General features: G+C 62.2%; 11 protein-coding genes. 9 read left to right on the forward strand and 2 right to left on the reverse strand.

Features of this window, described 5'->3' with window-relative positions; genetic code table 11:
• The first annotated feature begins 372 nt into the window (after positions 1 to 372).
• The 7 genes from NLY43_RS23165 (at position 373) to mgrA (ending at position 7,743) form a co-directional block, all read left to right on the forward strand.
• Positions 373 to 1,611: an ABC transporter substrate-binding protein gene (locus NLY43_RS23165; RefSeq protein WP_023683028.1), complete on the forward strand. Its 1,239-nt coding sequence runs from the start codon at positions 373 to 375 to the stop codon at positions 1,609 to 1,611.
• A gap of 81 nt (positions 1,612 to 1,692) precedes the next feature.
• Positions 1,693 to 2,586 (forward strand): carbohydrate ABC transporter permease, encoded by an 894-nt coding sequence (locus NLY43_RS23170; protein ID WP_023683029.1) that lies wholly within the window; start codon positions 1,693 to 1,695, stop codon positions 2,584 to 2,586.
• A complete protein-coding gene (locus tag NLY43_RS23175; protein WP_023669802.1) occupies positions 2,579 to 3,514 on the forward strand; it encodes a carbohydrate ABC transporter permease in 936 nt (311 codons plus the stop codon). Before NLY43_RS23170 ends, NLY43_RS23175 begins: the two co-directional genes overlap by 8 nt.
• A gap of 5 nt (positions 3,515 to 3,519) precedes the next feature.
• A complete protein-coding gene (locus NLY43_RS23180; protein WP_023713446.1) occupies positions 3,520 to 4,620 on the forward strand; it encodes an ABC transporter ATP-binding protein in 1,101 nt (366 codons plus the stop codon).
• A gap of 118 nt (positions 4,621 to 4,738) precedes the next feature.
• Positions 4,739 to 5,485, forward strand: coding sequence for a sugar phosphate isomerase/epimerase family protein (locus NLY43_RS23185; RefSeq protein WP_023712315.1), 747 nt, complete (start codon positions 4,739 to 4,741; stop codon positions 5,483 to 5,485).
• Between the two features lie 11 nt (positions 5,486 to 5,496).
• Complete coding sequence (locus tag NLY43_RS23190) at positions 5,497 to 6,639, forward strand: Gfo/Idh/MocA family protein (protein ID WP_023669799.1); 1,143 nt, start codon at positions 5,497 to 5,499, stop codon at positions 6,637 to 6,639.
• Between the two features lie 57 nt (positions 6,640 to 6,696).
• Positions 6,697 to 7,743, forward strand: coding sequence for an L-glyceraldehyde 3-phosphate reductase (gene mgrA / locus NLY43_RS23195; RefSeq protein WP_023669798.1), 1,047 nt, complete (start codon positions 6,697 to 6,699; stop codon positions 7,741 to 7,743).
• Between the two features lie 80 nt (positions 7,744 to 7,823).
• On the opposite strand, the gene NLY43_RS23200 is transcribed toward mgrA, so the two are convergent.
• A complete protein-coding gene (locus tag NLY43_RS23200) occupies positions 7,824 to 8,915 on the reverse strand; it encodes a S1 family serine peptidase (protein WP_023713445.1) in 1,092 nt (363 codons plus the stop codon).
• A 400-nt stretch (positions 8,916 to 9,315) separates the two neighbouring features.
• On the opposite strand from NLY43_RS23200, the gene NLY43_RS23205 reads away from it, so the two are divergent.
• Both NLY43_RS23205 and NLY43_RS23210 read left to right on the forward strand, forming a co-directional pair.
• Positions 9,316 to 10,395 (forward strand): trypsin-like serine peptidase, encoded by a 1,080-nt coding sequence (locus tag NLY43_RS23205; protein WP_023686603.1) that lies wholly within the window; start codon positions 9,316 to 9,318, stop codon positions 10,393 to 10,395.
• 192 nt (positions 10,396 to 10,587) lie between these two features.
• Positions 10,588 to 12,390, forward strand: coding sequence for an MORN repeat-containing protein (locus NLY43_RS23210; protein ID WP_245264026.1), 1,803 nt, complete (start codon positions 10,588 to 10,590; stop codon positions 12,388 to 12,390).
• Between the two features lie 29 nt (positions 12,391 to 12,419).
• On the opposite strand, the gene amrB is transcribed toward NLY43_RS23210, so the two are convergent.
• Complete coding sequence (amrB, locus tag NLY43_RS23215) at positions 12,420 to 14,138, reverse strand: AmmeMemoRadiSam system protein B (RefSeq protein WP_023712318.1); 1,719 nt, start codon at positions 14,136 to 14,138, stop codon at positions 12,420 to 12,422.
• Positions 14,139 to 14,146: the final 8 nt, after the last annotated feature.

The following is a 14,146-nucleotide window of genomic DNA, read 5'->3' on the forward strand; positions in this document are numbered from 1 at the left end:
CATAGCAGCCGCCGGACCAGCCGACAATCGCTTCGATGACGATGTGGCACGGTTCTTCGCCGTCAGGCCTCAATATACTGAAACGTTACAGATTTCCACCATCGCAGCGCGTGGGTCTCTCAAGCCATGGTTTTGGCAGGGTTTTGGCGGCCAGAAACGTTGCGCGACAATCAGGTTCGAGACGGTTTTCTTGCGCTGCAGCATGATTTTGCAGCGCAGCACCCGGTTTTGCGCGCAGTTTGCCGGTTCGCACGCAACGAATTTGTTCGCGCCTCGAAAAAACATTCGAGCGCGTTTATCTCAGGGGTTGCACGCACCGCATAATTGCCGTATCGAAAATCTGTAACGTTTCAGATTCTGGGAGGAACCGAAATGCGCTATAGACTTTTGACCGCTGCCCTTGCCGCGACGGCCGCGCTTCAGCTTGCCGGCCCGGCGGCCGCCACCGACCTGGAAGTGACCCATTGGTGGACATCGGGCGGCGAGGCGGCGGCGGTTGCGGAATTCGCGAAGGCTTTTGACGCGACCGGCAATCATTGGGTCGACGGCGCCATTGCCGGATCCGGCGGCACGGCACGGCCGATCATGATCAGCCGCATCACCGGCGGCGATCCGATGGGCGCCACCCAGTTCAATCACGGCCGGCAGGCCGAAGAACTGGTGCAGGCCGGCTTGATGCGCGACCTCACCGATGTGGCCACCAAGGGCAAGTGGACGGAAATCGTGCGGCCGAAGAGCCTGCTCGACAGCTGCACCATCGACGGCAAGATCTATTGCGTGCCGGTCAACATCCACTCCTGGCAGTGGTTGTGGCTGTCGAACGAAGCCTTCGAGAAGGCCGGCGTGCCGCTGCCGAAGGACTGGAATGAATTCGTGGCGGCAGCGCCCGCCCTGGAAAAGGCGGGCATCATCCCGCTCGCTGTCGGCGGACAGGCCTGGCAATCTTCCGGCGCCTTCGACGTGCTGCTGGCGGCGGTCGGCGGCACCGACGCGTTCCTTAAGGTCTACAAGGACAAGGATGCCAAGTTCGCCGCCGGGCCCGAGATCGCCAAGGTCTTCAAGGCCGCCGACGATGCCCGCAAGATGGCGAAGAACACCAATGTGCAGGACTGGAACCAGGCAACCAATCTCGTCATCACCGGCAAGGCCGGTGGCCAGATCATGGGTGACTGGGCGCAAGGCGAGTTCCAGGTTGCCGGCAAGGTCGCCGGCAAGGACTATGCCTGCTTGCCGGGCCTCGGTCTGAACGAAGTGATCGCCACCGGCGGCGACGCCTTCTATTTCCCGCTGCTCAAGGATGCCGACAAGTCCAAGGCGCAGGAGGTGTTGGCAGAGACGCTGCTCGACCCTAAGACTCAGGTCGCCTTCAATCTCAAGAAGGGCTCGCTGCCGGTGCGTGGCGACGTCGATCTCAATGCGGCGAACGACTGCATGAAGAAGGGTCTGGCCATCCTCGCCAAGGGCGCCGTCATCCCGTGGACGGACCAACTGCTTTCGCAGGATACCCAGAAGCAGAAGGAAGATCTCTTCGCCGAATTCTTCGCCAAGCCGGACCTGACCATCGAAGACGCGCAGAAGCGCTTCGCCGACCTCATCGCTTCGGCAGACTGACGTTGGAGGCAATACACCTCGCTCCCGGCCTTGCGAAAGCAGGGCCGGGATCGCACCGCCCTTACCCAGCCGGCTGACGAGATGAGCAAGAGCGAACGCCCCAACCCGCTGTTCCGCAACATCAATGCGAAGGTCGCCTCGATCCCGATGATCCTCACCGCGTCGGTGGTTTTCGTCGGCGGCACCGTCTGGACGGTGTTCTATTCCTTTACCAATTCGAAGCTGCTGCCACGGCTGAATTTCGCCGGGCTCGACCAGTATTACCGGCTGTGGGCGACGCCGCGCTGGCTGATCTCGATCGAGAACCTTTTGATCTACGGCGCGATCTCGCTGGTGTTCTCACTGGTCATCGGCTTCCTGCTTGCAGCGCTTCTCGACCAGAAGATCCGTTTCGAGGACACGTTCCGCACCATCTTCCTCTATCCGTTCGCGCTTTCCTTCATCGTCACCGGCCTGGTCTGGCAGTGGCTGCTCAATCCGGATTTCGGCATCCAGCATGTGGTGCGGGACCTCGGCTGGACGAGCTTCAACTTCGACCCGCTCTACAATTCCAGCATCGTCATCTACGGCATTTCGATTGCGGCGCTGTGGCAAGGCACCGGGCTCATCATGTGCTTGATGCTGGCCGGCCTGCGCGGCATCGACGAGGACATCTGGAAGGCGGCGCGGGTAGACGGGATCCCGATGTGGAAGACCTATCTGTTCATCGTCATCCCGATGATGCGGCCGGTTTTCATCACCACGCTGGTCATCATCGCGTCGGGCATCGTCAAGGTCTACGACCTCGTTGTCGCCCAGACCAGCGGCGGCCCCGGAATCGCCTCCGAAGTGCCGGCCAAATATGTCTACGACTACATGTTCTTCGCACAGAATCTTGGCCAGGGCTTTGCCGCCTCGACCATGATGCTGCTCTCGGTGGTGATCGTCGTCGTGCCGTGGGCCTACCTTGAATTCGGAGGCAGGAAGCGTGGCTGACCCGGCCGTCCCTTTGCCCGCCAGCGCGGGTGCCGCCGAGCGCGAAGCCTCGGGGCCGCGCGGGCCGAAGCCGCGGCATGTCTTCTCGCGCCGCAACATCTTCCTCTATGGCACGCTGATCGTGGTGGCAGTCTACTATCTGCTGCCGCTCTATGTGATGGTGGTCACCTCGCTTAAGGGCATGCCCGAGATACGGATGGGCAATATCTTCTCGCCGCCGCTCGAAATCACGTTCGAACCGTGGGTGAAGGCGTGGGCGACCGCCTGCACCGGCCTCAATTGCGACGGGCTTTCGCGCGGCTTCTGGAATTCGGTGCGCATCACCGTGCCGTCGGTGCTGCTGTCGATCGCGATCGCCTCGGTGAACGGCTATGCGCTCGCCAACTGGCGCTTCAAGGGCGCCGACACATTCTTCGTCATCCTGATCGTCGGCGCCTTCATCCCCTATCAGGTGATGATCTATCCGATCGTCATCATCCTGCGCGAGATCGGACTCTACGGCAGCCTCAGCGGCCTGGTGATCGTCCATTCCATCTTCGGCATGCCGATCCTCACGCTTTTGTTCCGCAACTATTTTGCCTCGATGCCGGAAGAGCTGTTCAGGGCGGCACGGGTCGACGGCGCCGGCTTCTGGGGCATCTTCCTGCGGATCATGGCGCCGATGTCGCTGCCGATCTTCGTCGTCGCCATCATCCTGCAGGTGACCGGCATCTGGAACGACTTCCTGTTCGGCGTCGTCTACACCCGTCCCGACACCTATCCGATGACGGTGCAGCTCAACAACATCGTCAATTCGGTGCAAGGCGTGAAGGAGTACAACGTCAACATGGCCGCCACCATCCTGACCGGCCTTGTGCCACTCATCGTCTACTTCATTTCCGGCAAGCTTTTCGTGCGCGGCATCGCCGCCGGTGCGGTGAAAGGGTGATGGCGATGACGGCAGCCAACGGCACCAGCGTTTCGATCCAGGACCTGTCCCTGAATTTCGGCTCTGTATCGGTGCTGCAGACCCTCAATCTCGAGGTCGCAGAGGGCGAGTTCATCGTGCTGCTCGGTCCCTCGGGCTGCGGCAAGTCGACCTTGCTCAACTGCATCGCCGGGCTGCTCGATATTTCCGAAGGCCGCATCTTCATCAAGGGCAAGAACGTCACCTGGGAAGAGCCCAAGGATCGCGGCATCGGCATGGTGTTCCAGTCCTATGCGCTTTATCCGCAAATGACGGTGGAGAAGAACCTGTCGTTCGGCCTGCGCGTTGCCGGCGTGCCCAGGGACGAGATCGCCAAGCGCATCGCCCGCGCCGCCGAGATCCTGCAGATCGAGCCGCTTTTGCAGCGCAAGCCCGCGGCCTTGTCCGGCGGCCAACGCCAGCGCGTGGCGATCGGGCGGGCGCTGGTGCGCGACGTCGACGTCTTCCTGTTCGACGAGCCACTATCCAATCTCGACGCCAAGCTGCGCTCGGAACTGCGCGTCGAAATCAAGCTTCTGCATCGCAAGCTGCAGAACACCATGATCTACGTCACCCACGACCAGATCGAGGCGATGACGCTGGCCGACCGTATCGCGGTCATGCGCGGCGGCGTCATCCAGCAGCTCGACGCGCCGCAGACGATCTACAACCGGCCGGTCAACCGTTTTGTCGCGGGCTTCCTCGGCTCGCCGGCGATGAATTTCCTCGAAGGGGAGCTGGAAGCCGGTGCTGCTCCGGCGTTCAGGACCGACGGTGTTTCGGTGCCGCTCGACCGCTATACCTTTGACGGCACGGAGCGCCCGGCCGGCGCTTGCGTGCTGGGCATCCGGCCTGAACACATCGCTTTCGGTGACGCTGCAAAGTCGATGCCGTTTTCCGCCGGCGGTTCGGTCGAGATCGTTGAGCCGATGGGTTCCGACACGCTGGTGTGGACCAAGCTTGCCGGCCGCAACCTCTCCTTCCGCGTCGAAGCGGAACGGACGCTGCGCAGCGGCGATCCGATCCAGTTCGGTTTCGATCCGGCGCGCGCCTCGCTGTTCGACGCTGCGACCGGCAATCGCCTGTGACCCTCTAGAATCATCCGCAAACCATCCTCCCAAGAACGATCCCCCTAAAACGATCTCGCGAAAACGATCCCCCGAAAACATCCCCAAGCCTTAACCACCCAAGAAACGGACAGAGACGATGAACTGGTCATTCCAACTCTACAGCGCCCGCAATTTCCAGCCGTGGGACGGCATCCTGAAAATGCTCGGCAAGCTCGGCTACAAGGAAGTCGAAGGTTTCGGCGGCGTCTATGACGACCCCACGGCGTTCCGCGCCGAACTCGACAAGAACGGGCTTTCGATGCCGACCGGACATTTCTCGATCGATGCGCTGGAGAATGATTTCGACGGCGTACGCAAAACAGCCGACGCACTCGGCATCACGCTCGTTATCTGTCCCTATCTGCTGGCCGAGCAGCGGCCGGCCGACGCTGCCGGCTGGCGCGGCTTTGGCGAGCGTCTGGCCAAGGTCGGCGAGATCGCAAAAAAAGCCGGCTACGGCTTTGCCTGGCACAACCATGATTTCGAGTTCAAGACACTCGCCGACGGCTCGGTGCCGCAGGATCACATCCTGTCGGCTGCGCCCGACATCGGCTGGGAGATGGACGTCGCCTGGGTAGTCCGCGGTGGCGTTGATCCGCTGCCGTGGATCGAAAAGCACGGCAAGCGCATCAGCGCCGTCCATGTCAAGGACATGGCCAAGTCAGGCGAAGGCCTTGACGAGGACGGCTGGGCGGATGTCGGCCACGGCACCATCGACTGGGCCGGCCTGATCAAGACACTTCGGGCGAAGAGCGCGGCCAAATATTACGTCATGGAACAGGACAACCCCAACGATATCGAGCGCTTCGCCAGCCGCTCGCTCGCATCCGTCAAGGCTTACTAGGAACAATCATCATGGCAAAGAAACTGGGTATCGGCGTCATCGGCTGCGGCAACATCTCGAAAGCGTATTTCTCGCTGGCGCCGCTGTTTCGCGGCATTGAGATGCGCGCCTGCGCCGACATCAACATGGACGCGGCCAAGGCACGGGCGAAGGAGTTCAAGCTGCGCGCCGAGACCGTCGAAGAACTGCTCAAGGATGACGAGATCGACATCGTCGTCAACCTCACCATCCCGGCGGTGCACTACGGGGTGTCGAAGCAGATCCTCGATGCCGGCAAGCACGTCTATTCGGAAAAGCCGTTCGTGCTGTCGGTCAAGGAAGGCCTCGACCTCAAGAGCCGGGCCGAGAAGAAAGGGCTGCGCATCGGTTCGGCTCCGGACACTTTCCTCGGCGGCGCGCACCAGCTGGTGCGCAACCTCATCGACACCGGCGCGCTCGGCAAGATCACCAGCGGCACCTGTCATGTGATGGGCCACGGCATGGAGCACTGGCACCCCAATCCCGATTTCTTCTTCCAGCCGGGCGCCGGGCCGGTGCTCGACATCGGGCCCTACTACATCACCAACCTGATCCAGCTGATCGGGCCGGTGAAGCAGGTGGCGGCCTTCGCGACGACGCCTGCCAAGGAACGCACGATCTCGTCGAAACCGCGCGCGGGCGAAAAAATCCCGGTGAACACGCCGACGACGATCCACGGCCTGCTGGAGTTCGAGAACGGCGCCGTGATCACGCTCAACACCAGCTGGGACGTCTGGGCGCATGGTCACGCGCCGATGGAACTCTATGGCGAGACGGGCACGGTGTTCGTGCCGGATCCGAATTTCTTCGGTGGCGACGTGCGCATAACCAAGGCGGCAAAACCGGTGAAGAAACTGCCGAAATGGCAGCATCCGTTCGGCGTGCCCAACGAAATGCACGGCCAGGGCATGATGGCCAACTACCGCACCGCAGGCCTTGCCGACATGGCGCTGGCGATCGCCGAGGGCCGGCCGCATCGTTGCTCGATGGAGCTCGCGCTGCATGCCGTCGATGTCATGACCGGCCTGTTGCGGTCGGGCGAGACCGGCAAGTTCGTCGCCATGCAGACCAGCTGCGAGCGGCCGGCTGCACTCGGCGTCAAGGACGCAAAAGGACTGTTGGCGAAGCAGAAATGAGGTAGAAGGGTGTCGGCGCGCTCGCGCCGACACCCATACAATCCAGGATCTGTACCCATGCGCTGGCAGCCGGCTGAACACCGCTATGAGAAAATGCTCTACAACAGATGTGGGCGATCCGGCCTGAAACTGCCGGCGATCTCGCTCGGCCTGTGGCACAATTTCGGCAACGACACGCCGCACAACACCAAGCAGGCGATCGCGCGCAAGGCCTTCGATCTCGGCATCACCCATTTCGATCTCGCCAACAATTACGGCCCGCCGCCCGGCTCGGCCGAGATCGCCTTCGGCGAGATATTGCGCACCGACTTCGCCGGCTATCGGGACGAGCTGATCATCTCGACCAAGGCGGGCTATGAGATGTGGGCAGGGCCTTATGGCGAATGGGGCAGCCGCAAATATGTGCTGGCGAGCCTCGACCAGAGCCTGAAGCGGATGGGGCTCGACTATGTCGACATCTTCTATTCGCACCGCTTCGATCCGGATACGCCGCTTGAGGAAACGATGGGCGCTCTCGACCATGCGGTGCGTTCCGGCAAGGCGCTCTATGCCGGCATCTCGTCCTACAATTCGCAGCGCACGCGCGAGGCCGCCGACATATTGAAGCAGCTCGGTACGCCCTGCATCATCCATCAGCCGAGCTATTCGATGCTCAACCGCTGGGTCGAAGAGGACGGACTGCTCGATACGCTGGAAGGGCTCGGTGTCGGATCGATCGTGTTCTCGCCGCTGGCGCAAGGCATGCTGACCGACAAATATCTCGGCGGCATCCCCGAGGGTAGCCGCGCCAGCCAAGGCAAGTCGCTGCGGCCCGCCTTCATCAACGAAAAGACCATCGCTAACATCCAGGCGCTGAACGCGATCGCCGGCAAGCGTGGCCAGACGCTGGCGCAGATGGCGCTAGCCTGGGTGCTGCGCAAGGGCCGGGTCACCTCGGCGCTGATCGGCGCCAGCCGGCCCGAACAGGTCGAGGACTGCGTCGGCGCGCTCAAGGTGCTCGAGTTCAGCGATGCCGAGCTCGCCGAAATCGACACTTACGCACGCGAGTCCGACATCAATCTGTGGGCGGCGTCGGCCGAGCGCAAAGGCCCGCCGCGGAAGTAAGCGGAACAGCCGGCACCGGACATGAATCAAAACGGCGGGAAAGATCCCGCCGTTTTGCGTTTATCAAGCTTCGGGCCCGTTCAGGGCTTCTTGGCCGTGCCGAGACCGGCCTTGGGCGCCGCCGCGGCTGCGGGAGCCGGGGTCTTCATCTTGGCTTCGATCCAACCCGTATAGTTGGCCAATCGCGTGTAGATGCCATAGGCATTCTTGTGGCCGCAAGCGGCGGTGCCGTCGGACGGACCTTCGCCCCAGGAGACGACGCCGACCTGGACCGGACCGTTGGCGCCGGTCATGAACAGCGGACCGCCGCTGTCGCCGTTGCAGGCGTCGCGTTCGCCGCTGTCGGTGCCGGCGCAGATCATGTTCTTGGTCAGCGGATCCGACATATCGGCGGCGATCGCATTGGCGGCGGCATCGATGCCCTTTTCCGAATAACGCATCCGATGCGAGAGATCGCCAAGTGCCGCCTTCAGGTCATGCGCATAGATCGACTTGATGCCGCTGTTGCAGGCAGCGCTCGGCTCGAGATCGAGATCGGCCACCATCAGCGCGGTCGGGAAGGTGCCGTCCTGCATCTTGCCCCAGCCGATGACCGTGGTCTTGCCGCTGTCTGGCGTCGGCTCATTGGTGATCTTGATGACCGGCGCATCGGCGGGCTCCGCCAGCCGGAGCAGGCCGAGATCATTGTCCAGCGTCTGTTCGCTGTAGCCCTCGTTGACGATGACCTCGACCACCTTGTAGCGCTTGCCTTCGGTAAGATCGGTGGCGCCGGTCAGCACGGTCACCGTGTCGGGCGAAATCGGCCGGCCCTTGTCGTTGAGGCAGTGCGCCGCCGTCAGCACCCATTGCGGAGCAATCAGGCTGCCGCCGCAGAATTGCGCGTTCGGCTGCGAGGCCGGGCTGGGGTCCAGCCGGGCGCTGGTCAGCAGCGCCACCTGGAACGGATAGGCCCCTTTGTCGGCTTCCTTGCCGCCATAGACGCGGTCGGCCCCGTCGGGATTCTCGGCCTTGGCCTTGTCCCGGGATTCGGCGACGCGCTGCATCGGCGAGACCGCCGCTTCCGGCCTGGCGGCGTCGTCGGCTGCATAGAGCGCGTTGACGGCGGGGAAAGCGGCCGCGATGCCCAGCAGCGATGCAGCGGCAAGCGGCCTGAACCGATGGATAATGTTCACCTTGAAACCCTCCTGAGATGAAAAATGCCGAGCCATGCCGCCATGACGCATAACCAACAGAAGCGGTAGCGGTACCTCGATCGCCTTCTGCCAGAACGAACGACATCCGCGCGGTCATAAACCGAAATACGACTTTTGCTAATCGTGCCCCATCGGGCAGAGCCCACCCAAACCCTATAGCCCCCACGGGCTACGTGGAAGCGATTTGTCATTGCCAATGTTGGATTATTTTAGGCAGTATATCGACGCGGGTGCGTTTGGCGGAGGGCTTTAACGAGGCCGCCCGGACCGATGATCCGATACGGGCGGGTAACCAAACTAATTTTTTAACTCCACCACGATCTCGACAATATTTCTGTATTTTGCTCCACTCCTTGCTGACTTTTGGGAGAGTCTCACCATGACGAAACTGACAAGCACTATCATTGCGTCCGCACTGCTATCCACCGCACTGTGGACGATGCCTGCCTTCGCCGCCGATCCCGGCTCAGCGAATGCCGGCAATGGCGAAAGCATGCGCGATCTCGGAACGGGCGACTACCAGCCCGGCCGTGCAAAGCCGATCGCGCCGCCGAAACTGACCGAAGATGAAGCCAGCCGGGCAGCGCCGCTGACCGACGAGGGCACGGCGGTCAAATCCTATGGCATCGTCGGACGTTCCGCCGATGGCAAGGACATCAAGATCGATGCCGGCGAGACGCTGAAGGACCTTGTCATCAAGGAACTGAATGCGCCCGCTAACGCACCAGCGGCCAACAAGACCGGGCTGACGGGCGGCGACGAAGCCGGCCGCCAGGTGTTCGGGGCCGACGACCGCGAGCAGATCAAGAACACCAAGACGTACCCGTTCACCGCGATCGGCTATATCGAAGGCAAAGCCAAGAGCGGTTACGGCAGCTGCTCGGGAACCCTGATCGGTCCGCGCACGGTGCTCACCGCGGCGCATTGCCTCTACAGCAATGAAGACAAGGCTTGGCTCGACGACGTCATCTTCGTGCCGTCGCTCAACGGCAACACCGCCGACGATGCACCGTTTGGCGCTTTCAGCTACGAGAGCGTCTATATCTTGCAGGGCTTCATCGACAATTATCAGGGTTACTACGGCTCGGTCATTCCGTGGGATCTCGGCATCATCACGCTGAAGCAGGATGTCGGCACCAATCTCGGCTGGCTGGGTTATGCCAACTATGAGAACCTCGGCGATTTCACCGCAAACATCGTTGGCTACCCCGGCGACAAGCCGATGGGAACGATGTGGAAGGCGACCTGCGAAGTGAAAGCCGAAAACGTCGGCGCGGAGTATTTCCAGTACGACTGCGACACCTATCCGGGATCGAGCGGCAGCTCGGTCTACGCCTATGATAATGGCGCCAAGCAGCGCGTCGTCACCGGCGTGAACGTGGCCGAAAGCCCCAACGCCAACACTGCGGTGCGCCTGAACGCCGCCAACGTGGCGTGGATCAACAGCCTGTACAAATAAGGCTGAATGATCTTTCGCCGGCAAACAGCGGCGATAACCAGCACTACCAAACCGGCGGCGGGACGTTCCTGCCGCCGGTTTTTTTTGTATCGAAACACCTCTCTTGCACTGTGTTGCAGCGGTGCTTACGCTAGGCGATCCAAGGGGTTGGGTAAGATGGCGCGGGCAAGAATGATCTTCGGGGTCAAAGCGATGGCGGCTGCATCCATGCTGGCCGCACTGACATGCTTTTCCGCTATGGCCGATCAAGGCGGTGCCGCACCCGATGGCGCCTGGGCCGAGCGGGTGCAAATCCTCTATCAAAGCGAAACACGTTCGGTGCTGCGCAAGAATGTACGGGTCTGGGATTCCCACCCGGAATTGGGTCTTGATTTCACCTGGGAGCCGGCAGCCGGCGTGTCGCCGGACCGCACCGTCGCAGCCGACGGCACCGTCAACGGCAAGGGCAGGCTGGTCTGGCGCGTACGCGGCTCGGCGAGCTACGACCCCAAGACGATCTATTCCAGCTATTTCGGCGAGATCAGGAATGGCCGCCCCGAAGGACAAGGCCGGCTGGAGCTGCGTTCGGGCGAGATTCTCGACGGCCATTGGGTCGCCGGCCAGCTCGACGGCCATGCGATCCATGTCGATGCCGACGGCAATCGCTATGAAGGGCAATTCAGGGCCGGTGTGCCGAATGGCGAGGGCAGGCTGGAGACGAAGACAGGCAAGATATTCGTCGGCTCTTTTGCCGATGGGCTGAAGGATGGCAAGGGCCGCACCCGGTTGCCCGGCGGCACCGTCTACTGGTCGCAATGGGCGATGGGCAAGGAGATCGGCGGTGCGCGCCCCGACGTGCTGGCCGATGCCAGAGTGGGCGGGTTGCTCAAGGCGCAGACCGGCGGCGGTTCCGCCGACAAGGTCGAGATCGGCATTGCCGTCGACCAGCGCATGACGGAGCAGGCCGACATGCAGTACCAGCATCTGGTGCGCGACGAAGACATCGCGATCTATCCGGTGTCGGACCAGTACAATGATGCCTGGAACGGCACCGGAGAGATTCGTACCGGCAATGTCTATGAAGGCATGGACTGGGAGACGGCGCCGGCCTTCGCCGAAGTCGACCTCAAGACCACCGACCAGTCGAGGGTCAAGATCGACAGCCTGGAAATGAAGGTGGCCGCGAGCGAGGCCTACCGCAAGCCGATGCTGTCGATCAGCGAGCATTATGGCTGCGTCGGCTTCCGCCCCGACTTCTCGATCGTCAACAATGGCTGGGGCGACGTGAAAGACATGAAGATGTCGATCCAGTTCACCAGGACCGACGAGGAGGACAACGCGACCGGCGAGCCGAGCCGCACGTTCACGAAGGACATCGGCACTTTCGGCGACGGCGTCGACGTCTCGATCAAGAACGTGCTGATTGAAGCCGGCGTCGACACAACCACGCTCGAGACCGAGCGCTTCACTTGCCCGTCAAGGGACAGCCTGGATGTCTGCCGCGCCCAGGTGGCCAACAAGGTCAAGTTCGGCGACGTTGCCGATTACATCAGCGGCAGCGTCGAGAAAATGAGCGTGACCGGGATTGGCAAGCTCGATTATTCCTGGGCGGACGAACAGGGCGCTATCTACCAACAGAGCGAGCCGTTTCGCGTCATCGTCTCGCTGGTCAGCATCGAGGTTCCAGAATCGCTCGCCGAATGCGGCGATGGCGGCGGCGCGTCGCCCGAAGCGCTGCGCTACCAGAACATCGAATTTCCGATCGGCAAGACCGATTACAGCATCCCCATGCCGGTGCGCGGCAATAAGCATCTCAGCGCCTACACGGCACGGCTGAAAATGTGGTCGTCAATGTCGTCGATCCATCGCTTCAGCATCGCCGCCCATTTCGCCGATGGCAGCACACGGGAGAGCAAGCCGGCCACGTTCTTCTATTTCAGGCCGAAGCAGTCGCTGTTTGAAACCAGCACCAAGCCGGCGGTCTGCTATCTGCCGGAAGATATGCAAGGCTGTTGAGGTCCTGTCACGTCCTTTCGGGAATCGCGTTATTTCGAGCCCATCTCGAAATAATTGGGCAGCGGGATCAGCCTGGCAAAGATCGTGCCCTGGCTGAACACCCTGAGTTCCAGCATCGACCCGGACGATCGTTCGGCCTTCTGGTCGAACAGGAAATTGCCGAGCGAATAGATCTCCGCAACATCGCCGCCGCCGAGCGGAAGGATCGCCTCGCTCGATACATGCGGATGGCCGCCGACGATTGCCGTGACGCCGCGCAGCCGCATCTGGTCGGCAAGCATCTCCTCGCGCGGCGACGGCTCCGTCTTGTACTCGCGGCCCCAATGGACGAAGGCAATCACCGGCCGCTCGGCATTGTCGTGCAGCAGCCGGTCGAGCAAAGCAGGCGTCAGAAGGTCGGTGTTCCTGGAGCCGTTGGTATCAATGTCGGTCAGCCCGACTAGGTCGAGATCGGCAAGCGCCAGCGTCTCGCCCTGGCCGAAATGGGCGATGCCGGCGGCGTCCAGAGCGGCCAGCGTCTCGGCATAGCCTGACGGGCCGAGGTCATAGGCGTGATTGTTGGCAAGGCTGACAGCGGCGACATGCAATTTCTTCAGCATGCCGATGGCGAGATCGGTTGGCATCGCCAGCGTCATGTCGTCGATCGCTTCAGGGACGTTGGGCAGGATGACGCCTTCGAGATTGACGATCAGCGGCCGCGAGCGGGTCAGGGCCAGCACGCTGTCGACGATCTTCTCGGCAACACCGTCGCGGACCAGGATCCTCATCATGGCGCGACCGAAATTCACGTCGCCGGCGAAATAATAGAGCTTGTCGTCGGGACGGGCAGGATTGTTCAAGCCGGGGCCGAAGGCGCCGAACAGCGCCACGACATAGCTGGTGGTGCGCTCGACATAGTCGCCCGAATGCGCCTGCGAGTTCTCGTTGGCGACGACCAGGGGCGCAGCACCGAACAGTTCGCGCTGCAGCCTGGTCTGGATATAGAGCGCACCGACCGAATCGGCGTGATCCGGCTGGCGCAGCGCCGCGATGCCGTCGAGCGAACCGGCGGCGAGCATGTTCAGCGTCTGCTGGTCGAAACGCCTGGCTTCGTGCTGCGGCAGATAATGCGAGAAATCGGTGGATTCGATGATCAGCGTGTCCTTGTCGGCGATCGCTTTCAGCGCCTGCGCCAGCCGGTCCCAGTCGCCGCGCTTCGCCTTAACCGACATCGCCACCGGCACGATGGTTGCCTCGGGAAAATAATGGTGCAGGAAGGGCAGCATGGCTTGAACGCCGTGCTCCTTGGCGAAGAGGCAGGAGTCCTCGACCATGTCGCTGTTCGCCTGGAGAAGGCGCAGGGCTGCCGTGTCGGCCAGGACCGGGCCAAGCACGGTGTCGAAGCCGCGCGTCGTGGTGGCGAAGAGTTTCTGCGTCTCGTGGAAATGGTCCGGCGACAGGATGACGATGCGCTTGTAGCGGAAGCCGGACGCGGCGTGGAAACCGAGTGCGACGAGATCTGCGACGATCAGGTGGTGGGGGACCGTGATGCCGGTGAGGCGTTGGTTGGACGGCTCGATATTGGCGACGGCGGCGATGGCGTCGGTGAAGAGTGTGGGGTCGGAGTAGAAGGACGGGAAGTTTGTGTCGCCGGGCGGGCAGGTGATGGGGGCGGCAGACGCTTGAAGCACTGAGAGGATAAGCAAGGCGGTGGCAAAGATCAGAATGCTGGTCCGTGCCCAGGCACCCCCCGCTGTCCTGCCGGACATCTCCCCCG

Origin of the sequence: Mesorhizobium sp. C416B (assembly GCF_030323165.1) — a bacterium.
Lineage (GTDB): Bacteria > Pseudomonadota > Alphaproteobacteria > Rhizobiales > Rhizobiaceae > Mesorhizobium.